Below are 21,346 nucleotides of genomic sequence, written 5' to 3' on the forward strand. Positions count from 1 at the left end.
CTCGTTGTTCACCAGTGGGGTGAGCGCCACTCCCGGCCGGCAGGAGGGCAACCGTTGAGACGTCGTCGTCTCGGTGTCGCACTGGCATCGTGCGTCCTGCTCGCTGGCACCCCGGCGTGGGCCGTCGCCCCGCAACCATCGGTCGATCCGGCGCGCCCGACCGACCTGGTCACCGACGCCCCCTTTGTGATCGAGACCATCGGCGACCTCGACCCCAATGATCCGGTGCTCATCGAACGCATGCAGGCGATCGACGACCAGCTCGACCGTCGCCTTCCCTCCGGCGCTGCCCTCGAGCTCGCGCCGGGCCAGGCAGCTGCGCAAGCCGGGTTCACCGCATCATTCGACGCGAACGTCCCGTCCGATGTGCGGTCGGTCGTGAGCACCGCCGTCGGTACGTGGGGCACCGTGCTCGACTCTCCGCTCCCGGTCGTCGTCCAAGTGTCGTGGATCTGCCTCGGTGACCCCGGGATCCTCGGCTACGCCGGGGCCTCCGAGATCTATCGGCTCGCCGAGCTGCCGACGCCGTACGGCTACCCGAACGCCTTGGCCAACGCCTTGACCGGGCGAGACCTCAATGGTGCGGCTCCGGAGATCCGGGTCGTCCTCAATGCCGAGCTGGCGGTGGCCAACACGTGCAGCTTCGCGGCCGACCGTTGGTACACCGGCACCGGTACACCGCCGGCGAACAAGGTCGACATGTTGTCGGTCGTACTGCACGAGGTGGCGCACGGCATCGGCTTCCTCGGCTCGGCGTGGCGCAAGCCCGGGGCGAACACCCCGACGCTCGAAGCCACGCCCTATGCCTTCGACGCCCTCGTCCACACCGAGGACCGCTCCCTGCTCAGCGAGTCGAACCCGAACACGCACCTCACGTCGCCGCTCACCATCGACGTCGGCGGGGGCAATCTGTACTCGCTGTACTCCCCCGGTTTCTTCATCAACGGCAGCAGCTTCTCCCACTTCGATGCGTCGACCACTGGGGGCACCCGGGGCGGCACCATGATGACCCCCGAGTTGGGGTCGGGATCTGCTCAGCGCACGATCGACGCCGCCGTGCTCGGCGTGCTGACCCAGCAGGGTTGGACCACATCTGGCCGCCCGGTGAGCCCCACCGTGGTCGCCACCACGAGCAACACTCGGATCTCGCTCGCCCTCGACCCGAACCTGGCCCAGGTCGGTGAGGCCCCGATCAGCTACGACGTGGTCGCCCGACGAGGCAACAACGTCGATGCAGCCGTTCGGGTCAGCGCCGGCCAACCCAGCGTCACGCTCGGCCCGCTCTACAACGGGGTCACCTACTCGATCGACGTCACCCCGATCGGACGTTCCGGTTCGGGTGCCACCACCACCGCTTCGGCCGCCATGCCCGATCTTCCGAACCAGCCTCGACAGGTGGCCGCCGCCGGCAATGGTTCGACGCAGACCATCACCTGGCAGGCACCCGTCGGCGCCGGTGGCGGCGAGACCTATCACGTCGAACAACGCCTGATCGGCGGCGAGTGGACCAACATCGGCTCGACCGGTGCCACCTCGATCACCACGACACTCGTCGACGGCGTCTACCAGTTCCGGGTGTCGGCCGAACGAGCCGGCAAGCGCGGACCAAGCGGTGCGTCGTTGCTCGTCGGGGTCTCCGGCGGCATCATCCGGCCGTTGCCGCTCGACGGCGAAGTCGGCCGTCTCTTCGTCGCCTACTTCCTACGTGAGCCCGACCCGTCAGGCTTCTCCTACTGGACTCGGCAACGGGCGAGTGGCGTCTCGCTCGCGGCCATCTCGTCGGAGTTCGCGAACAGCACCGAGTTCCGCCAGCGATACGGCAACCTCGACAACCGGGCGTTCGTCGATCTGATCTACCGGAACGTGCTCGGCCGACCAGCCGATGCCGCCGGCCTGACCTACTGGGTCGGGCAGTTGCAGGCGGGGCGTGATCGTGGTCAGGTCATGGCCGGCTTCTCCGAGTCGCCCGAGTTCGTGACGAACACGGCCACGGTTCGCTCGACCTCGTCCGAGGGCCGGATCTCGCGCCTGTACTTCGCGTTCTTCCTCCGTGAACCCGATGCGGCGGGGCTCGACTTCTGGATGACCACGGAACGACGCGGCGCCTCGCTCGAGTCGATCGCGGTCGAGATGGCGAAGTCGCCCGAGTTCGCAGCAACCTACGGCAACATCACCGACGAGCGCTTCGTCGAGCTGGTCTACAACAACGTGCTCACTCGCTCACCCGACGCCGGTGGCCGAGCGCACTGGGCGGCGCAACTGGCCGCCGGACTCGACCGGGGCACGATGATCGCCAGCTTCTCCGAGTCACTCGAGTTCATCATTCGAACCGGCACCCTGCCCTGAGACTCTGCGGGTCGCCGATTCGGAGCGGCGGCGTGCTCAGCCAGCGGCGAGTTCGACGGCCACCTCGGCCGCGGCTTCGATCGTGCGATCGATGTCGGAGGTGGTGTGGGCCAGGCTCGGGAACATGACTTCGTAGGGGCCGGGGGCCAACGCGATGCCTCGCTCGAGCATGCCGTGGAAGTACGGGGCGTAGCGCCCGACCTCGGCGGCTGCCTTGGCGTCGTCGTAGTTGCGGACGGGCTCGTCGCTGAAGAAGACGCCGAGAAGCGGACCGACCTGCGGCACAGTGGCGGCCACGCCGGCGTCGGCGAACGCTGCACGGAGCCCGTCGGCCAGGCGCGTGGCCGTCGCCTCGAGGGTGGCGTAGCGGTCGTCGCTCAGCTGCCCCAGCGTGGCCAGACCTGCCGCCATGGCGAGCGGGTTCCCCGAAAGAGTGCCGCCCTGATACACCGGACCAAGTGGGGCCACGTTGGCCATGACCTCGCGCGAACCGCCGAAACAGCCGACCGGAAGACCGCCACCGACCACCTTGCCGAACGCCCACACGTCGGGTTGCACGCCCGACCAAGCGGTGGCACCGCCTCGCCCCATCCGGAAGCCGGTGATGACCTCGTCGAACAGCAACAGGGCGCCCACACGATCGCACTCGTCGCGCAGAGCCTGCAGGAAGCCCGGCTCGGGCTCGACCAAACCCATGTTGGCCGCGACCGGTTCCACCGCCAACACGGCGACGGATTCGTCAAGGGTGGGGACCACGTTGAACGGAGCAACGACCGTGTCGGCGACGGCCGCTTCCGGCACGCCGGCCGAACCCACCAGCCCCTGATTCGCCACGCCCGAGCCACCAGCGGCGAGCAGCGAGTCGGTGTGTCCGTGATAGCAACCGGCGAACTTCACGACCTTCGAGCGGCCAGTGGCGCCTCGCGCCAGTCGGATCGCCGACATTGCGGCCTCGGTTCCCGACGACGTCATGCGTACCATTTCGAGCCCGGGGACCCATGAAGTCATCGTCTCCGCCAATTCGACCTCGAGCCGAGTGGGCGCGCCGTAGGTGGTCCCGTTGGCCGCCGCCGCCGAGATCGCGGCCAGGACGGTCGGATCGGCGTGACCGACGATCGATGCGCCATAGCTCTGGACGTAGTCGAGGTACTCCTGACCTTCCTCGTCCCAGACCCGGGCGCCTTCCGCCCGTGCGACGAAATAGGGCGTGCCACCGACCGAGAGGAAGGCCCGGACCGGCGAGTTCACGCCGCCTGGGAGAACCTGTTGGGCGCGGGCGAAGAGCGCGTCGTTGGTGATGGGGTCGGCGGAGTTGGTCACCCGGTCAGTGTGCCAGTCGCGAGCCGTCAGATCCCAACGCCCCGGCGACGATCGCCGTGTCAGGGGCCAGCGCCGGGCCAACGCCAGCGGTGTCAGGACAGGAGTTCGGCGACCTCGGCGGCGAGGTAGGTGAGGATCATGTCGGCGCCTGCCCGCTTGATCGACGTGAGTGCTTCGATGGCAGCGGCGTCGCCGTCGATCCAGCCGTTGGCCGCCGCCGCCTTGAGCATCGCGTACTCGCCACTGACGTGATAGGCACCCAGCGGGACGTCGAACTCGGCTCTCGCCGCTGCAATGATGTCGAGGTACATCAAGGCGGGCTTGACCATGATCATGTCGGCACCCTCGTCGAGGTCGAACCGGATCTCCTCCATGGACTCACGGGCGTTGCGAGGGTCCTGCTGGTAGCCCTTGCGGTTGCCGCCACCAGCGATCGTCACGTCGACGGCGTCGCGGAACGGGCCATACATCGAGCTTGCGTACTTGGCGGAGTAGGCCAGGATGGCCTGTGCGGTGAAGCCCTCACCGTCGAGCGCATCGCGGATGGCCGCCACCTGCCCGTCCATCATCCCCGACGGTGCGATCACGTCGGCACCTGCTCGGGCCTGAGCGATGGCGGCCCGGCGGTAGAGCTCGAGCGTTGCGTCGTTGTCGACGTCACCGGTGGCATCGACGATCCCGCAGTGTCCGTGATCGGTGTATTCGTCGACGCAGAGGTCGGACATGATCACGAGCTCGCCACCGTGTTGGCTCCTCAGGTTGCGCAGCGCGACCTGCACGACACCGTCGGGATTCCACGCCTCGGAGCCCTCGGGATCCTTCCGCTCGGGAATGCCGAACAGGATCACCGCCGGCACGCCGAGCGCGACGAGCCGATCGACCTCGGCCAGCACCGACTCCTGCGTGTGTTGGACGACGCCGGGCAGCGAAACGATCGGCTGTGGGGCGGTGATGCCTTCCCGAACGAAGAGCGGTGCAACGAGGTCGTCGGGCGTCAGCGTGGTCTCGGCGACGAGTCGACGAAGCGCTGGGGTTCGGCGGAGCCGGCGGAGACGACGTTGGGGAAAGCTCATCCCTCGATGCTACGCACCAACGCAGCAACCAACCCGTCCTCGGTATGGGGATCGGCCGTGGCGAGCACTGTGAACCCCGCGGCTTGTGCGGCCGCCTCGGTCGACGGTCCGATGGCCACGGCTGCCGGCAGGTCGACCGGCAGCTCGGCGTTGCTCCGCTGCTCGCCGGCGAGCGCAGCAAATCGCTCGGCCGTCGAGGGCGAGGTGAGCAGCACGACGTCGCCGCTGAGCGCTTCAGCGAGTCGTTCGTTCGAATGACGAGGCATCGCCATCCTGTACGCCTCGACCCGCTCGACGATCGCGCCCCGATCGGTCAGCGTCCGCTCCAGCGTGTCGGCCGCCAGTTCGGCGAGCGGTGCCAACACACGGAGCGAGGGCGACCCCAGCGGGAGTTCCGCCGCCAAGGCGGCGGCCGTTGCGACGCTCGGCTCGAAGTCGACGGTCCACCCCACGGCGGCCACGGCTCGAGCCGTTGCCGGTCCGACGACCGCAATCTGGAGGCCAGGAGGCAGCACCGGGTGAAGGCCGGCCACCGCCCGCACGGCATTGGCCGACGTGAGGACCATCCAGTCGAAGGCCGCATCGTCGTTCAAGGCTCGGTTGAGCGCCGCTCCCCCATCGGCGGGCGCTTGCTGCTCGAGCAGGGGCAGCGCGATGGCGGTCGCGCCGAGCGCCTCGACGGCGGCAACCAACCCGATCGCTTGGTCCGCTGCTCGACACACCACGACGCGGCGACCCTCCAGCCCCGTCGGCCTGGCGGCGTCGTCAGACTGGCTCACGACACTCGTGCTCGAAGCTGTTTGGCGGCGGTGGTGCCGATCGACCAGCGGTCGTCGTGATCATCGGGTCCGAGCTCGATTCGTTCAACGACTTGCTCGTCGGCCGAGGCCAGGAGCGCCCGGAGTCGGAGCGCACCGTGATCATCGAACCATGCGTTGGCGCCGGCGGGCATCGTGCAGTCGCCGCCGAGTTCGACGAGGAAGTCACGCTCGGCCGACACGGTGGCCCGTACGGCTGCGTCGTCGATGGTCGCCAGCAACTCGATCGTGGCTGGATCGTCGGATCGGCACTCGACGGCCAGCGCCCCCTGCCCCACTTGGGGAATCATCACGTCGGGGTCGAGCACGTCGACCACCGCCGGTTCGGTCCCGAGTCGTTCGAGTGCCGTGGTGGCCATCACCATCGCTGCGAACTGATCGAGTTGGCCGAGACGTGTGGCGATGTTGCCCCGCAGGCCACGGAACTCGAGGTCGGGACGAAGTGACGCCAGCTGCACCCGACGCCGGTTGGAACCGGTGGCCACGATCGCCCCTTCGGCCAGATCCTCGAGGCGGCAGCCAACGAGGCAGTCCCGCACTTCGCCTCGTACCGGAAACGCACCCAGCACGAGGCCCTCAGGCGTGACGGCCTGGAGATCCTTGGCCGAGTGCACGGCGATATCGGCGTGATCGGCCAGCACCAGCTGCTGGACTTCTTTGCTGAAGGCGCCCTTGCCACCGAGCTCGGAGATGGCGATGTCGAGCCGTTGGTCGGCCGTGGTGTCCATCGAGACGAACTCGACCTCGAGGTCGTCGTGCGCCGCACGCAACCGGTCGGCGACATACTCGGCCTGCCACATGGCGAGGGGACTGCGTCGAGTGGCGATGCGGAGCCGGTTGGGCGATCGACCGGCCGACCGTGGGCGGTTCACAGATCGAACAGTTCCCGGGCCGCTTCGGCCAGGCGGTCGCCGCGTCGACTCCCGGCGGCCTTCTTGAGACCGACCGACGGTTCGTGGAGCATCTTGGCGATCAGCGCCTTGGTGAGCGCCTCGACGGCGGCGCGTTGGTCGTCGTCGAGCGATGCCAGCTTCTTGGCGTGACGGTTGATCTCGTCGGCTCGCAGCTGTTCTGATCGACGGTGCAGCGCACCGATCAGCGGCGCGACCTGGCGGGCAGAAGAGGCGTCGGCGTAGCGCTCGAGGTCTTCCTCGACGAACGCTCGGGCCTTGGTGGCTTCCTTCTGTCGCTGCGCCAGCCCGCGGTTGGCGAACGCCTGGAGGTCGGCGAGCACCAGCAGTTCGCACTGATCGAGTTCGGCGACGCCGGCTTCGATGTCGCGGGGGACGGCGAGATCGAGCAGGAGCGTGGGTGCGGAGCGATCGTCGGTGGCGGTGCGAACCTGATCGAGGCTGATGACGTTGCCCGGGGCGGCCGTGGCGGTGATCACGACGTCGGCCCGGGTCATCGCGGCGGTCAGCTCGCTCCAGTCGACGGCGACCGCTCCGACGGCGTTGGCGACATCATTCGCCTTCGCTGCGGTTCGGTTGGTCACTTCCACCTGGAGGTTGGCGGATTTGGCCAAGGCCGTGGCGACGCCTGCACCGACTTCGCCGGCGCCGACAAGGAGGATGCGCTTGCCATCGAGAGAGCCGAGTCGCTCGGTGACGAGACTGACGGCTGCGTGCGAGAGCGAGGCGGTGCTGCGACCGATGCCGGTATCGGTGCGGACCCGCTTGCCGCAGGCAATGGCGTGTTCGAACAGTTGACCCAGCAACGTGCCCGCCGTGCCCTCGAGGCGGGCGGTCTCCCATGCGGTCTTGACCTGCCCGAGGATCTCGTGCTCGCCGAGCACGGCGGAATCGAGTCCTGCGGTGACGGTGAAGAGATGGCGAACTGCTTCGTCGTGGTAGTGCACGTAGAGGTGATCGACGAAGGTGTCGACGTCGAGGCCCGACAGCATCGAGAGTGCGTCTCGGACGTCGTGGTAGGCGTCGTGGAAGCGCTCACCGTGGATGTAGACCTCGGTGCGGTTGCAGGTGGACAGCACCACGGCCTCGTTCACGAACTCCGACGAGGTGATCGCCGTGAGCGCCTTCGACATGCCGTCGGCAGGGATGGCGATGCCCTCGAGCACCTCGAGCGGCGCGGAGCGATGGTTGAGTCCAATGGCGATGACGGTCATGAGATGGCTGCGTCCCGGAGAACAGGCACCCAGTGTGCCCCCTTACAGCGTCTGGTGACCATTCGAACCGGCAAAGAGTTGTCCAGGATCGTGGTCGAGCGCCGCATCGACATGGTCATCAACCTGCTGCCTCCTGTTCGAGGGCCCGCAGTGTGGCAAGGGGGACACCGACGCCGTCGCGGGCGCTCGAGGTGCGTTGTTGGTAGAAGCTGAGGATCTGGAGCTCGGTGGCGAGATCGACGCCACGAACCTGGACGTCGTCGTCGACCACCAGGGGGGTCGAGGTGAAGTTGAGGAGCGACGTGACGCCGGCCGCGACGAGATGATCGGCGACGTCTTGGGCGGCGTTGGCCGGCGTCGCGATGACGCCGACGGTGATGGCCTGTTCGTGCACGAGGCGTTCCAGTTGGTCGAGCGGGGACACGACAACGCCGGCAACGCGTTGCCCGACGAGCGCCGGGTCGATGTCGATCAGCACTCGTACCGGGAAGCCTCGGTCGGCGAGCGCTTCGTAGTTGGCCAACGCCCGACCGAGATTGCCGGACCCGACGATGACGACGGGCCATTCCTGGTTGACCCCGAGCACCACACTGATCTCGTAGACCAGGTGCTTCACGTCGTAGCCGACGCCACGAGTACCGGTGATCGAGAGCGACGACAGGTCTCGTCGGACGGTGGCGGGCTGGTTGCCGCTGAGCTGGGCGAGATGCTCCGACGAGATCGTGGCCGCGCCGTCGGTCGCCGCGTCGACGAGCACCCGCAGGTAGCTCGGCAGTCGGGCCACGGTGGCCTCGCTCACACGGTCGCGCTTCACGGGTCCAGGCTAGGGACGGCGGTGTGCGTTCACAAGCGCGCAAGCACCTCTCGGGACCTTGGTCCCGACACGCAGAACCCCAGCAACTTTGGAGAGTTGACACCTCTGAGCGGCATCAACTCCCCAAAGTTGCCGGGGGTTGGCTCAATGGGGTGGGCAGCCTGGGGGTTCAACACGCAAATGCTTCTGCCGATGTAGAGAGGGTGCTGTTCTCGCGCCCGCTCCGCTCCATCGTCATCGCGTCGCTCGTGCTCCTTGGCGGATCGGCCGGCGTCGATGCCGCCGTTGCGTCCGACCTCGGCCCGTCCAGCAACGAGTCGGCGATCGTCGCCAACTGGCGCTCCGAGGCGAGCGACGAGCAGCTCTTCGTCGACAAGATCAACGAGCTGCGGACCGGGCTCGGTCTCGAACCGCTGGCGGTGCATCCCACGCTGGTCCCCCTGGCCCGGGACTGGGCGGCGCACCTCCGCACTCAGGGTGCGCTGTCACATGCGCCGGACCTCTCGGTTGGCGTCACCGAGAACTGGAGCCGACTCGGCGAGAACGTCGGCGTCGGGCCGGCGAACCAGGTGCAGGCGCTCTTCGACGCATTCGTCGCCAGCCCCGCCCACTACGCCAATCTCGTGAAGGCCGACTACCGCTACATCGGTGTCGGCGTGGTCTACGACACCGACGGTCGTATCTGGACCGCCCACCGCTTCATGGCCTTGGCCTCCGACGGTTCCGGCACGGCCACCACCAGCACACCGCCGCCAACCACGGCACCGCCGACCACACTGCCCTCGACCACACTGCCACCGACCACCCGGCCGACCACCTCGCCGACAACAGCCCCGACCCGACCGACGACGCCCACCACGGCAGCGGCAGGAAGCGAGGCGCCGGCTTCGCCCGATCCGGCGCTCCCCGCCGCCCAGACCGACCCTACGGCAACCGACTCGACCGAGCCGGCGGCGGTGCCACCGCGTCCGATCGTCGCCCCCGAACTGGTCCGGCAGCTTTCCGCTGATCTCGAAGCCGCCGGTCTGTGACCGACGCTCGGCGACGAGCGCTCAGCGGGTGTACACGAACAGCTGGAGCGCGGCCGCGACGAGCAGCGCCATCATCAGCAACACCAGCGTGATCACGACGGCGGGTCGCATTGCAGCTCCTCGTTCTCGAATGAGGCCGTGGGACGGCCGACGTTGGTCTTGCCCAGCTGGACCGACGTGGTGACGCTCGGACTGCCCTCGACCTCGCGCAGGGTGACCGCGTCACCCTCACTCAACTCCAGCTCGAAAGCAGCCGAACTCCGATCGACCACGATGGTCAGCAACCCATAGGCGTCGACCATCAGCCCGAGGCTGCCGGTGGGGACGTCGGCGAACGTGTCGACCCGGGCCGCCGTCCGCGTCACTCGGCCTCCGGCCACCTCGATCGCCTCACCCCAGCCGTCGACATCGGATGGATCGACGTTGAGCTGGAGGTTGCCGAAACGGTCGACCCACAACACTTCGGCGTTGATCGCTCCATCGTCGGCCGTTTGGCTGACCGGAAGGACACCCGGCACGAGCTGTGATGGGTCGATGCGGGTGCCCAACGCATCCATGGGCACACCGGCGCAGAGATGGGCGGCCGCGGGGGCGAAGACATCGCGCCCGTCGAAGGTGGACCCGACCGGCGGGAGTTGGTACTCAGGATTGTCGAGGACGACGGCTCCGGTCGCCCCGCCGACGATCGACACTGCAGGGGCCAACAGTCCGTTGTCGGGACCGACGAGGTATGCCGCTCCGTTCGCCACCTCGATCACGATGCCCTTGCGGTCGGTCCCCACGCCGGGGTCGACCACCGCCAGCACGACCCCGGGCGCCAGGTACTGCACGGACCGAGCGAGCGCGAGCCCGCCGGCACGTACGTCATGCGGCTCGATGTCGTGGGTGATGTCGATCACCGCGACCTCGGGGGTGATGCTGCGGATCACCGACTTCACGACACCCACGAATTCGTCCTTCAGCCCATAGTCGGTGAGGAACGAGATGGTGTCGAACGCCAATGGTGGCCTGGAGCGATCGGTCATGATCGGCCGAGCTCCTCGGAGCGAGTGGTGGCGGCGATGACGGCGTCTTGGAATGCCGCCCGGAGCGCGTGGCGCTCGAGTTCGCCGAGACCTGCGGCGGTCGTGCCGCCCGGTGTGGTGACGCCGGCGCGCAGCTCGGCCGCCGACTCGTCGCCGGCAGCGAGCATCGCCCCCGCTCCGAGAATGGTCTGGTTTGCCAGCCGCTCGGCCGTGGCCCGGGTGAGTCCTACCCGTACCCCGGCGTCGGTGAGGGCCTCGGCCACCAGGAAGACATACGCCGGGCCGGACCCCGACAGTCCCGTGACGGCATCGAGCTGCTTCTCGGACACGACCTCGACGACACCCACCGAGGACAGCAGGCCCGTGGCCCACTCGATGTCGGCGCTCGATGCGCTGTGCCCACCGGCGATCGCGCTCGCACCCGCACCGACGAGCGCCGGCGTATTGGGCATCACCCGGATGACCGGCGTGCCTGCCGGCAACACCGCCTCGAGCGCAGCGATGGTGACCCCGGCGGCCACCGACATCACCCGGCCCGGCGCTTCGAGCGTTGCGGCCACCTCGACGGTGAGCCACGGCTTCAGTGCGAGCAGGGTGTCGACACCGGCGACCGGTTGTTCTCGCACCACTGCTGCCGGGAACTGTTCCGCGATGGCCGCTCGCTGGCTCTCCAGCGCCTCGACCACCACGATCGCGGATTCCTCGGCCCATCCTGAGGCCAGGAGTCCTCCGACCAGGGCGAGGCCCATCTTGCCGCCGCCGATCACCTGGAGGGTGGCCGCGGGGCTCGCATCTGCAGCGGTATCAGTCACGGCTGCAACCTACCGGGATCGGCAGGTCGAGACAGGAACGGGCGACCTTCCCCAAACTCGCGTCGTCACTGTCTCGACCGGCGATGGAAGGACCCTACCACCCGAAGCAAGAGACAACAAACGCATTCAAGAGAATTTGGACGCAAACCCGATTCGCAACGCCGGCCGGAAGTACGCCTCGACCCACTGGTAGATCGAGCCGAGGATCCGATCGAGCTCTCCGTCGACCAGCACCGCCCGGTTGTCGAGCTGTCCCTGCAGGAAGATCGCCCCCTCCTCGCCGATCGCAAAGGCCGCCCCGTAGAGCCGTCGGTTGCGACCCAAGAGGTGGGCATAGAACTCGGCGTGGTTCTCCTCGGGCGCCGGCATCACGTAGGTCTCGTACGCCAGCGTTCGCTGGTCGAGGTGGAACCGGATCGTGTAGACGTCCTTCTCCTCGCCGCGGACCCGGACGAACCAGCTGCGCGGCCCATCGACCCCCCTGTCGACGGCGTCGATGGCGGGGTTCTCGGCCAGCTGTTCGCCGAGGAACGCGTCGACGGCGGCTTCGACCAGGGCCAAGACGTCGGGCGGCATCGGGCTCACGGGTGTCTCCTCACTCGCACGCGGTGAGGGCGCCAGCTGCGAGATCCACGTACAAGCGACGCAGGCGAGCGGCCGACGTGCTCCACGTGTAGGTGCGGCCCCGGGCCGCAGCCGACACGGACATGCGTCGGGCCAGGGTGGGATCGCCGAGGAGGAGATCGATCCAGCCTGCATAGTCGGCGGGGTCGCGGCCGTCGACGAGGAAACCGGTGTGGCCATGATCGACGAGGGTGAGCAGACCGCCGACCGCCGAGGCGACCACCGGTACGCCACAGGCCGCGGCCTCGAGCGCAACCAGTCCGAAGGACTCCGATCGGCTGGGCACCAGGCAGATGTCGGCGGCACGGTAGAACGTGGACAGGAGATGGTGCGGCTGCGGCGGGCGGAACACGACTCGGTCCTCGACACCCAGATCGCTGATCAGCTGACGGATGCGCTCGACCTCGGTCGACCCCTCGGCGCCGCTGGCACCGCCGACCACCCACAGTCGGCTGTCGTCTCGCTCCGCCTGCGCCAGAGCACGGACGGCGACGTCGAGTCCCTTCAGGGGCTGGATGCGTCCGACGAACAGCAACAGCGGCCGGTCGTCGGCCCCGAGGGCGAACCGAGCCCCACCCTGATGACCGGGTGAGAAGAACGCGTGGTCGACACCGGGTGGCACGATCTCGATGCGGTCGGAGTTGGCGGCGTAGAACTCGACCAACTGCTCGGCCTCGGGGGTGCAGTTGGCGAGGATCGTGTCGGCGCAGCCCATGACCCGCCCCTCGGCCTCGGCCCGTCGCTCCGGTTCGGGGTCGCCGCTGATCGCCTTGACTCGGGCGAGCGTGTGGAACGTGGTGACGAGGGGCAGTCCGAGCCGCTGCTTGAGCAACAAGCCGGCGACTCCCGACAGCCAATAGTTGGCGTGGATGACGTCGGCACCGAATTCCTCGATGTCGTTCGCCACCCAATCGGCGAACTCCTCCACGTAGGCCGACAACTGTTCCTTCGGCAGGTCGACGGGCCCGGCGGGCACGTGCACGACCTCGAAGCCGGGCTCGACCAGCACGGTCTTGGGCTGGTCGTCGGACCAGCGCCGCACATAGACCCGGCAGTGCACACCCGCCTGGGCGAGCGCCGAGACGAGCTCGCGGACATACACGTTCATCCCCCCGCCGTCGCCCGTGCCGGGCTGCGCCAGCGGGGACGTGTGGAGTGAGAGGACGGCGACGCGCTGCACGGCGGAACTCAATCGTCGTCCGACTCGGCGGTCGTCGCGAGATCGGCGTCGGACGCAGAGCGATTCACGGCGACGAAGCTCCGGTAGACCCCGAGCAGGGCCTTGCGTTGGTCGGGATGCAGTTCGCGTGCATGGCGAATGGCGTCTTCGAGGTTCGTTTCCGGGTCCTCCGACACCGCATCGCCGTCGAGAATTCCCGCTCGGACATAGAGCGATTCGGCCGAGATCTGCAAACCACGAGCGATGTTGGCGAGGATGTCGGCCGACGGCCGCCGAAGTCCTCGTTCGATCTGGCTGAGGTACGGATTCGACACCCCGGACATCTCGGCCAGACGCCGCACCGAGAGCTCGGCGAGGCGCCGCTGCTCCCGGATGAAGTCGCCGACGTCGAGGGGTTGCTCTGCCATGACCGCTCGCTGATCAGCGCAACAGCGAATCGACGGAGGCCTCGCCGTCGCGGTAGCGACGGCCGATCTCGGACTGGAAGGCATCGATCCGGTCGTGGAGGCGACGACGAACGGTGGACAGCTCGATCTCGTAGGCCCGCATACGATCGAGCAACTCGGCGAGCTCGGCGTCGGACATGGTGCCGACGCCGGTGAGCTTGCCGGGCGACGCCACGGCGTCGAGCCGTTCGACGAGGGCGGCGGCCACGTCGCCGGGAGCGTTGATGGACACCGGACGAGCACCCGGGGTGGTGGTGGGCGCACCGGGGCGGGGTTCGTCGGTCATCAACGACGGCAGGTCGAACAGCAGCCCGGGAAGCGCATCGGCAGCGTCGGCGTCGCCGTTGCGACGGCGGGCCTCGTAGCCGATGATGTCGAGTCGGCCCTGCACGACTCGGCGAGCGAGCGAGACGTCGGCTTCGACCTGGGCGCACTGGGTGCGCAGCGAACGGACCTCTTCCATCGGGCGCGTGGTGAGACCATCGAGGAGGTCGTCGGCCAGAACCTGTTCAAGAGCGTCGATCACACTGCGTGAGACTACCGGCTACCCGGAGGGATCACCGAACCAGCGTCGGGCGCCGACCCCAGTGGCCGCTCAGAGGAGGAGTAACCAGATCGGAGCGGCTAGGAGGTACGAATCGATGCGGCGCAGCCCCGGCGCCCAGGCATCGCCACGAGGAAGCAGCGCCGACCCGAAGATCTGGCCCAACGGACACGCCAGCGCTGTCAGAGCGACGAAGAACGGGATGATGGTGGTGGTCAGCGGCTCGGGAGCCAGCAGCCAGACACCGGCACCGACGATCCCCACCGCAACGACACCGGCCGCCGGGCCTTCCACGTCGTTGACGGCACCCGATCCGATCAGGAAGTCGCCGGACTCATAGGCGCTCACGAGGCAGAGCAAGGCCACGAAGGCACCGACGTGTTGCGACGCGAGCAGGGTCAACGAGCCGGCAGCCACCCCCATCGGGATGGCACAGCGAACAGTGAGCTCGGCGAACTGCAACGGCTGCGCACCGCGTCCGGTGACCGTTGCGCCCGCGTACGCCGCGATGGCCAGCGTGGCGACGACCACCCCCATCCCCAGCCACAGCGCACTGTCGAACAATCCGGTGGCAGCGACGACCACGGTGAGACCAGCGGCGAGCTGACGGTCGATCGAGGCCTCGCGTTCCCACGCGTGCGCCGTCTGGAGGGCAGCAATGGCCGCCGCAGGAAGCACGAAGATGGCCACCAGCTTTGGGGTCAGCGTGGTGGCGGCGAGGAGCCCCAGGAACCAGGCCACTCCCAGTGTCACCTTCGGCCCGTCGACGCGATGGGGAACGGCAAACCGTTGCTGGCGCCACCGCTGCTCTTGGGCCTGCATTCGCTGCTCGGCCCGGAGTTGGCGGCGCACCCGACGAGTCGGCGGGCTCGAAGTGGTCATCCGCCAGAAACCGGCGGGAGGATCGCCACCTCGTCGCCGGCCACCACCGGATCAGCGTCGTCGGCCGGCGATCCGTTGAGCCAGACTCGAGCGTTGTCGGCAACGGAGGCGAAGTCGGGACCGAAGCGAGTGCGGGCTTCGGCGACCACGGCGCCGACCGTGGCCGCATCGATGTCGACCTTCGCCGTGCCGGCGAGTTCGCGAGCTTGTGCGAAGAGACGGAGGGTGGCCACGGCCCGAGTGTAGAGCTCGGGCTCCGACCATTTACTCTGGGCACCATGACCGCTTCGTCCTCCGCCTCGGGCCCGGCGACCGTGCTGCTCCTCACCCGCCACGGTCAGTCCACGTGGAACGCCGAACGGCGTTGGCAGGGCCAAGCCGATCCGCCCTTGTCCGCGCATGGTCGCGAGCAGGCGGCATTCGCCGCCACCCGCATCGGCGTGACCGATGCCATCGTTTCGTCACCCCAGGACCGTGCGCTGTCGACCGCAATGATCATCTCCGAAGCGAACGGGGTCGGCCCGGTGCTCGTCCACGATGATCTCCGTGAACGTTCGGCCGGCTCGTGGTCGGGGCTCACGCGCGACGACATCGAGGCGGCGTATCCGGGATGGCTCGACGACCATCGCCGACCCGACGACTTCGAGACCGACCACGAACTCATCGGGCGGGTGCTGCCTGCGCTCCGTCAGATTGCCGACGAGATGCGTGGGTCGACGGTGTTGGTCCTCTGTCATGGCGGGGTGATCAAGGCGATCGAGGAACATCACGGTGTCATCGACGGACGAGTCCCGAACCTCTCGGGTCGAGTCGTGCATGTTGGGGCCGACGATCGGATCTCACTGGGCGAGCAGGTGCGATTCCTCGACGAGGAGATCGCCACGGGTGGCGACGGCAACCGCATCTGATGCTCGAGGTCGAGATCATCCGGAGCGACCGCCGGAAGAAGACGGCCCAGGCCCGGCTGATCGACGGGGTCGTGGTCATCCGAGTGCCGTCACGAATGCCGGCGAAGGAGGTCGACAAGATGGTCGTCCACTTCCGTTCCCTCTACGAACGTCGTCGTGACGCCGCCGAGTTCGACCTCGTCGACCGAGCGGCGAGGCTCGCCAAACGCCACGACCTCCCGGTGCCCGAGTCCATCCGCTGGGTCTCCAATCAGCGACACCGCTGGGGTTCATGCACGCCGGCCGACCGGGTGGTCCGGCTCTCGGACCGGATGTCGGGCTTTCCCGACTGGGTCGTCGACTACGTGATCGTGCACGAATTGGCGCACCTGGTCGAACCGAACCATTCGCCGGCGTTCTGGCGCCTGGTCGGCCGATATCCGCTCACGGAACGAGCACGCGGCTACCTCATCGCCAAGGGCGGGGAAGACTGACCGTCACCACCTGAGCGCCCGCCGGCCAGCCGGTGTGAAGTCGCCGACCGCAGACGTGATCTTCAGGATCCGGACTGGTCGAGATCGGCGAGCGTCAGGTCGAGGGCGTCGAGTTGTGATTGCAGCTGGTCGAGGTCGGCCATGGTCGGCAGATCACGACCGCTCGTGGGCGACGCCGGCAACGGATGCGCGAGTGCCGACATCGACGGTGCCACCACTCGCGGCGGAACCGGTGGGACGGTCGGCGTCGCGAAGGGGGGTCGGGCGGGCGGCGGCTGCATCACGGCTCGATGTTATCCATTCGAGTCGGCACCGACCTTGAGCGGCAGCCGGGCGAACGAGACGTCGAAGGCCCCTGAGCGTGGAAGCGGTGCCACCTCCTCGACCGGGAGGCCATCGGTGACGGCATCGATGAGCACGAGGTCGCGGTTGTCGCCCTCGAGTGGCGTGCGCACGAAGACGACCCGGCGACCATCGAAACTCAGCGAGCTGATGCGGTCGCCGGCACCACCCACCGGGATCCGGAAGAGCTCGACGCCACTGCTCAGCTCGGCGCCGACCAGTTCGGTGCTCGCTTCGACGCCGTCGGAACGGTAGGTGACCTCGGTATACGCCATGGCGTCACCGTCAGGGCTGAGATCGATCAGCGTGAACGTGGCTCGTCGAGGCACCGGGCACTCCACGACGGTCGGCCCGGCGATGCCGACTGGATCGCCAAGAGAATTGAGGAACCCGATGCGCCCGCACTCCTCGTTCCCCACGGTGACCGCGTAGAGACCACCTGCAGCGGAGAAGTCGAGCAGCTCATCGGCGTCGTCGAGCACGATGATCGGTTCGGCCTCGAGGTCGAACAGCCGGACACGCTCGACCAACTTGTCGTCGACGAGGACCAGCGCCTCGGCCGTGTTGTTCAGATATCCGACGTCGAGCAGACGGACGCCAGGCGGGCGGATGGCGACCGCCTCGGCACCCTCGGCGGCGTACCACAGCACGCCGCTCCCGGAGGCGTCGACGACCAGCCCGCCGAAGAGATCGTCGGCAACGGCATCGGTGGACAGCGATCCGAGCGGTTCGGCCAACGGCGCCAGGTCGTCGAACGGGCCGCTCGACACGCCGTCGGGCGTTCCGAGCACGACGACCGACACATAGCCCGGATCGCGAGGCGGGAGCACCGCCAACGGCGCCTGTGCCTCGAGCGGTACCGGTTCGTCGCTCTGCGACGCAACGGCCGCGTCCTGGTCGGTGTCGATCGTGGTGGCGACGGTGATCTCGGCCCCGAGATCGGGAGGTTCGATCTCACCACACGCCGCAGCAAGACCGGCGGCCACCAAACCCGGGACCAGCCACCGCAACACCAGCTGGCGGCGGATCCCCGTCGGATCGACAGCACCGGCGCCCGGACCCTTCGTGTGCCGGTTGTTCGAGCCTCGGGACGACATCGTTTCCATGTTGTCACCTTGCCGCCGCGAACACACCGCACCAGGTCGTTTGTCCACCATCGCCGACCGGAGAAAAGCGTGCTGTCGGGGTGCGACACAAGTAGCCTCGACTCGCCCCTGTGGCGCAGCCTGGTTAGCGCAGTGGACTTTTAATCCATTGGTCGTGGGTTCGAATCCCACCGGGGGCACGCTGCGTGCTTCGTGGTCCACCGAGCGAGCGACTAGCCTGCTCGGGCGGTCCGCCGCCGATCCAACGTTCACCTTTCCCAGGAGCCGGTCCCATGGCCAAGTCTGCACCCACACTCGACACGCCATTCCGGCGAGGCGAGAAGGTGTTGACCACGAGGGCGCTCGGGCCTCATCCCGAGGGCTCACAGGCGAAGGTCAAGCTCATCAATGGGTTCGATCCGTGGATCCGGTACTGGGTTCGATTCGCCGACGGTGAGATCGTCGGCCAGGTCAGCCACATCGATCTCGTCCGTCCATCACAGGTCGATGAATGGCATGCCCGAGCCGCGGCGCAGGCCGAAGCGGCGCTACGTGACGAGTCGGCCGCCTCCGGCGACGCCCCGGCGGCCGAGGGCGGAGGCGGCGGAGGCGACGGCATCGCCAGCCAGATTCCTGCCGCCATCCTCGAGCGCTCCAAGGCAGCCAAGGCCCGACTGCTCGGAGGCTGAACTTGCCCGCCCGACTGCTCCGGCAACTGGCCACCATCGGGGTCGCCGCTGCCACCGTCGTCGGCTGCTCACGCATCGAACCGTCGAGTGACGGCGCCGCTGTGTCGACCATTGCGTCCGATCCGACCACGTCGAGCTCGGCCCCGGCCACCAGTGCGTCGACCACCACGAGTGTCGTCGAGGCCACCGTCCCCACCACGCTCGACACGACCACCACGGTCCCCACCGCAGCGGCAGGGGTGCAGGTGCTGGTCCCCGAGATCGTGAACCGCTACCCCCACGATCCGCTGGCCTTCACGCAGGGTCTCGAGTTCCACGACGACGCACTGATCGAAGGGGTCGGCGAGTACGGCAATTCGGCCCGACGCATCGTCGATCCCGTCACTGGAACCGTCACGGCCGAGGTCAAGCTCCCGCTCGAACAGTTCGGCAATGGCATCACGGTGTCGAACGATCGACTCGTCCAGCTGACCTGGAAGGCGGGGCGAGCCATCGTTGCCGACCCCACCACCCTCGAGGCAACCGGCCAGTTCGACTTCGACGGCGAAGGTTGGGGGATCTGTGCCGAGGCCGACCGCCTCGTCATGAGTGACGGCTCCAGCCGACTCACCGTCCGTGACCCCGCGAGTTTCGAGGCCACCGGGTCGATCGACGTCACCTACGACGGCCAACCCGTCTCCAACCTCAACGAACTCGAATGCGTCGACGGCGTGATCTGGGCCAACCGCTGGTTGACCTCGGAGATCCTGCAGATCGATCCGTCCACCGGTGCGGTGACCGCCATCGTCGATGCCCAGTCGCTCATCCCGACCGACCAAACCCTCGGCCAGGAGGACGTGCTGAACGGCATCGCCTATCGGGCATCGTCCTCGACCTTCTTCGTGACCGGCAAGCGCTGGAACACGATGTACGAAGTGCGCTTCGTTCCGGCCGGCTGACCGATCGTCGGCGCTCGATGCATCATCCGCTCGACGACGACCTGCGTCGCTGCCGACACCTGGCGGTCTACGGGACGCTGATGTTCGGTGAGCGAAACCACTCGACCTACCTGGGGTCGAGCCTGCTCGCGACCAGCGGCACCATCGGTGGGCGACTGGTCGAGGTACCGGCCCTGACGACGGATGCCTACCCCTACCCCGCCCTCCTCCCGGGCTCGGATCGGGTCGTGGTGCACGTCTTCGAGGTGACCCAACCCGAGGTGCTGGCGTCGGTCGATCGGCTGGAACTCGAGGTCGACGACGACGGCCGACCCGAGTACGAGCGGCTGATCACCACCGTGCGCGCCGACGCCGGCGAGTTCATCGACGCCTGGTGCTACCACTACCGCTGGCCGATTCCCGCACATTGGCGGCCCATCCCGGGCGGCGATTGGCGGGCCCGCCTCCGCTGACGCGTCAGCGCTCCCGCAACCCTTCGAGGCAGGCGATGGCGTCGTCGGCCCGATCGACCGGTACCAGCAGGTGGTCATGGAAGAACCCGGCAAGCACATTGCACGGGATCCCCGCTGATCCGAGCGCAGTGGAGAACGCAGCCGTCAGGCCCACGGCCTCGAGCGCGCTGTGCACGTCAAGGGTCAGCCAGGCCGCTTCGAAATCGACCCGCCAGCCGCGGTCGAGCGCGACCCCGAGCGTGCACACCACGGTGAGCCCTTCACTCTCGACCACGAGTGCCTCGATCCCGTCACCGACGACCGGTGCCTCGCTTTGATCGGGTACGCCATCGACATGGACGACTGCGTAGGTCTCGGCTCGCCGCGAGACACTCAGGGTCGCCAACATGGAGTCGAGGTCGGTTTCGCCGGACATGGGGCCGACGCTACCGGTCGCCTTCGCCGACGCCGAGGAGGCCGGGGCGGGCAGTAGTCTTCGACGCTTGACCTCGGGTGTGCCGCTTCCCCTCTGCACGGTGTTCGCCGCATTGCTGCTGCTCACCACGGCGTGCAGTTCGGTCTCCTCCGCAGGTGACGTGACGATGTCGGTCGACGACTCCTCGACGGTGCCGACAACCGTGGCGTCACCCACGACCCCGGCGGTCGGCGACTCGTCCACCACCTCCACATCCACTACCACGACGACGCTCGCCGCACCGGCAGCGATCGAGCCGCTGATGGGGAACTACACCGTGACGGTGGTCGACGAGCTCGCCCACGACCCGTACGCCTTCACCCAGGGCCTCGAATGGCACGACGGATGGCTCTACGAGAGCACCGGGCAGTACGAACAGTCCGACCTCCGGCGCATCGATCCGACGACCGGCGAGGTCGACGCCCTCGTGCCGCTCGCCGACCACCTTTTCGGCGAAGGTCTCACCATCGTCGGTGGCGAGATCCTGCAACTGAGCTGGCGCGAGGGCGAGCTGCTGCGGAGCGGGATCGACGACCTGGCACCGATCACGACCCAACGCTACGAAGGCGACGGTTGGGGCCTGTGTCACGACGGTGATCACCTCATCATGAGCAGTGGGACGAACCTGCTGACGAAGCGAGACCCGGTCACGTTCGAGGTCGTCTCGACATTGGCGGTCACCACGAACGGCAGACCGCTGGAGATGCTGAACGAACTCGAGTGTGTTGGCGACCAGATCCTGGCCAATGTCTACGGACTCGATCAGATCGTGGTGATCGACGCGATGTCCGGCATCGTCGTTGCGGTGGTCGATGCCTCGGCCCTACGACCGGACGGGCTGTCGGCCGACAACGCCGACTACGTCCTCAATGGCATCGCCTTCCAGCCCGACACCGGAAGGTGGTACCTCACCGGCAAATATTGGCCGGTGATGTACGAGGTCGAGATCGTCGCGAGCTGACGCC

Annotated in this window: 25 protein-coding genes and 1 tRNA gene; 9 read left to right on the forward strand and 17 right to left on the reverse strand. The window is 68.0% G+C overall.

What is annotated here, in order from left to right:
* Nucleotides 1–54 precede the first annotated feature (54 nt).
* Complete coding sequence (locus R2733_08315; GenBank protein MEZ5376505.1) at nt 55–2,346, forward strand: DUF4214 domain-containing protein; 2,292 nt, start codon at nt 55–57, stop codon at nt 2,344–2,346.
* Between the two features lie 36 nt (nt 2,347–2,382).
* Here R2733_08315 and R2733_08320 read toward each other — a convergent pair whose 3' ends face one another.
* The 6 genes from R2733_08320 to R2733_08345 all read right to left on the reverse strand — a co-directional run bounded on the left by R2733_08320 (nt 2,383) and on the right by R2733_08345 (nt 8,496).
* On the reverse strand, nt 2,383–3,666 hold the full coding sequence (locus R2733_08320; GenBank protein MEZ5376506.1) for a glutamate-1-semialdehyde 2,1-aminomutase: 1,284 nt from the start codon (nt 3,664–3,666) through the stop codon (nt 2,383–2,385).
* Between the two features lie 92 nt (nt 3,667–3,758).
* On the reverse strand, nt 3,759–4,739 hold the full coding sequence (hemB, locus tag R2733_08325) for a porphobilinogen synthase (protein ID MEZ5376507.1): 981 nt from the start codon (nt 4,737–4,739) through the stop codon (nt 3,759–3,761).
* A complete protein-coding gene (locus R2733_08330) occupies nt 4,736–5,518 on the reverse strand; it encodes a uroporphyrinogen-III synthase (GenBank protein ID MEZ5376508.1) in 783 nt (260 codons plus the stop codon). Before R2733_08330 ends, hemB begins: the two co-directional genes overlap by 4 nt.
* Entirely contained in the window at nt 5,515–6,429 is a 915-nt protein-coding gene (hemC, locus tag R2733_08335) for a hydroxymethylbilane synthase (protein ID MEZ5376509.1), read from the reverse strand. The genes R2733_08330 and hemC overlap by 4 nt, the downstream gene beginning before the upstream one ends.
* Nucleotides 6,426–7,682, reverse strand: coding sequence for a glutamyl-tRNA reductase (gene hemA / locus R2733_08340; protein ID MEZ5376510.1), 1,257 nt, complete (start codon nt 7,680–7,682; stop codon nt 6,426–6,428). The genes hemC and hemA overlap by 4 nt, the downstream gene beginning before the upstream one ends.
* 118 nt (nt 7,683–7,800) lie before the next feature.
* Nucleotides 7,801–8,496 (reverse strand): redox-sensing transcriptional repressor Rex, encoded by a 696-nt coding sequence (locus R2733_08345; GenBank protein MEZ5376511.1) that lies wholly within the window; start codon nt 8,494–8,496, stop codon nt 7,801–7,803.
* A gap of 203 nt (nt 8,497–8,699) precedes the next feature.
* Here R2733_08345 and R2733_08350 point away from each other — a divergent pair, with 203 nt between their 5' ends.
* Nucleotides 8,700–9,527: a CAP domain-containing protein gene (locus R2733_08350; protein ID MEZ5376512.1), complete on the forward strand. Its 828-nt coding sequence runs from the start codon at nt 8,700–8,702 to the stop codon at nt 9,525–9,527.
* Nucleotides 9,528–9,619: 92 nt separating this feature from the next.
* Here R2733_08350 and R2733_08355 read toward each other — a convergent pair whose 3' ends face one another.
* From R2733_08355 to R2733_08390, 8 genes are all read right to left on the reverse strand, one after another.
* On the reverse strand, nt 9,620–10,552 hold the full coding sequence (locus tag R2733_08355) for an SAM-dependent chlorinase/fluorinase (GenBank protein MEZ5376513.1): 933 nt from the start codon (nt 10,550–10,552) through the stop codon (nt 9,620–9,622).
* Nucleotides 10,549–11,364: a pyrroline-5-carboxylate reductase gene (proC, locus tag R2733_08360; GenBank protein ID MEZ5376514.1), complete on the reverse strand. Its 816-nt coding sequence runs from the start codon at nt 11,362–11,364 to the stop codon at nt 10,549–10,551. The genes R2733_08355 and proC overlap by 4 nt, the downstream gene beginning before the upstream one ends.
* A 126-nt stretch (nt 11,365–11,490) precedes the next feature.
* Nucleotides 11,491–11,940: a YbjN domain-containing protein gene (locus tag R2733_08365; GenBank protein MEZ5376515.1), complete on the reverse strand. Its 450-nt coding sequence runs from the start codon at nt 11,938–11,940 to the stop codon at nt 11,491–11,493.
* A 19-nt stretch (nt 11,941–11,959) separates the two neighbouring features.
* A complete protein-coding gene (locus R2733_08370; GenBank protein ID MEZ5376516.1) occupies nt 11,960–13,168 on the reverse strand; it encodes a glycosyltransferase in 1,209 nt (402 codons plus the stop codon).
* Nucleotides 13,169–13,176: 8 nt separating this feature from the next.
* Entirely contained in the window at nt 13,177–13,575 is a 399-nt protein-coding gene (locus tag R2733_08375) for a helix-turn-helix domain-containing protein (GenBank protein MEZ5376517.1), read from the reverse strand.
* Nucleotides 13,576–13,588: 13 nt separating this feature from the next.
* On the reverse strand, nt 13,589–14,140 hold the full coding sequence (locus R2733_08380; GenBank protein ID MEZ5376518.1) for a hypothetical protein: 552 nt from the start codon (nt 14,138–14,140) through the stop codon (nt 13,589–13,591).
* Nucleotides 14,141–14,209: 69 nt separating this feature from the next.
* Nucleotides 14,210–15,040, reverse strand: coding sequence for a hypothetical protein (locus R2733_08385; GenBank protein ID MEZ5376519.1), 831 nt, complete (start codon nt 15,038–15,040; stop codon nt 14,210–14,212).
* Complete coding sequence (locus tag R2733_08390; GenBank protein ID MEZ5376520.1) at nt 15,037–15,273, reverse strand: MoaD/ThiS family protein; 237 nt, start codon at nt 15,271–15,273, stop codon at nt 15,037–15,039. Before R2733_08390 ends, R2733_08385 begins: the two co-directional genes overlap by 4 nt.
* A gap of 45 nt (nt 15,274–15,318) precedes the next feature.
* Between R2733_08390 and R2733_08395 the strand changes: the two genes are divergently transcribed.
* Nucleotides 15,319–15,948, forward strand: coding sequence for a histidine phosphatase family protein (locus R2733_08395; protein ID MEZ5376521.1), 630 nt, complete (start codon nt 15,319–15,321; stop codon nt 15,946–15,948).
* A complete protein-coding gene (locus tag R2733_08400; GenBank protein MEZ5376522.1) occupies nt 15,948–16,421 on the forward strand; it encodes a M48 family metallopeptidase in 474 nt (157 codons plus the stop codon). Before R2733_08395 ends, R2733_08400 begins: the two co-directional genes overlap by 1 nt.
* A gap of 62 nt (nt 16,422–16,483) precedes the next feature.
* On the opposite strand, the gene R2733_08405 is transcribed toward R2733_08400, so the two are convergent.
* Entirely contained in the window at nt 16,484–16,705 is a 222-nt protein-coding gene (locus R2733_08405) for a hypothetical protein (protein MEZ5376523.1), read from the reverse strand.
* A 9-nt stretch (nt 16,706–16,714) separates the two neighbouring features.
* Nucleotides 16,715–17,869, reverse strand: coding sequence for a hypothetical protein (locus tag R2733_08410; protein MEZ5376524.1), 1,155 nt, complete (start codon nt 17,867–17,869; stop codon nt 16,715–16,717).
* A gap of 104 nt (nt 17,870–17,973) precedes the next feature.
* Here R2733_08410 and R2733_08415 point away from each other — a divergent pair.
* The 4 genes from R2733_08415 (at nt 17,974) to R2733_08430 (ending at nt 19,927) form a co-directional block, all read left to right on the forward strand.
* A tRNA-Lys gene (locus R2733_08415) sits at nt 17,974–18,048 on the forward strand.
* Nucleotides 18,049–18,141: 93 nt separating this feature from the next.
* Nucleotides 18,142–18,537, forward strand: coding sequence for a hypothetical protein (locus R2733_08420; GenBank protein ID MEZ5376525.1), 396 nt, complete (start codon nt 18,142–18,144; stop codon nt 18,535–18,537).
* Between the two features lie 2 nt (nt 18,538–18,539).
* Complete coding sequence (locus tag R2733_08425) at nt 18,540–19,475, forward strand: glutaminyl-peptide cyclotransferase (GenBank protein MEZ5376526.1); 936 nt, start codon at nt 18,540–18,542, stop codon at nt 19,473–19,475.
* Nucleotides 19,476–19,492: 17 nt separating this feature from the next.
* Nucleotides 19,493–19,927 (forward strand): gamma-glutamylcyclotransferase family protein, encoded by a 435-nt coding sequence (locus R2733_08430; protein ID MEZ5376527.1) that lies wholly within the window; start codon nt 19,493–19,495, stop codon nt 19,925–19,927.
* A 4-nt stretch (nt 19,928–19,931) separates the two neighbouring features.
* Here R2733_08430 and R2733_08435 read toward each other — a convergent pair whose 3' ends face one another.
* Complete coding sequence (locus R2733_08435; GenBank protein MEZ5376528.1) at nt 19,932–20,342, reverse strand: ACT domain-containing protein; 411 nt, start codon at nt 20,340–20,342, stop codon at nt 19,932–19,934.
* On the opposite strand from R2733_08435, the gene R2733_08440 reads away from it, so the two are divergent.
* On the forward strand, nt 20,341–21,342 hold the full coding sequence (locus R2733_08440) for a glutaminyl-peptide cyclotransferase (GenBank protein ID MEZ5376529.1): 1,002 nt from the start codon (nt 20,341–20,343) through the stop codon (nt 21,340–21,342). The two genes, R2733_08435 and R2733_08440, sit on opposite strands and share 2 nt — an antisense overlap.
* Nucleotides 21,343–21,346: the final 4 nt, after the last annotated feature.

It is taken from the genome of Acidimicrobiales bacterium (assembly GCA_041394265.1).
Lineage (GTDB): Bacteria > Actinomycetota > Acidimicrobiia > Acidimicrobiales > SZUA-35 > JBBQUN01.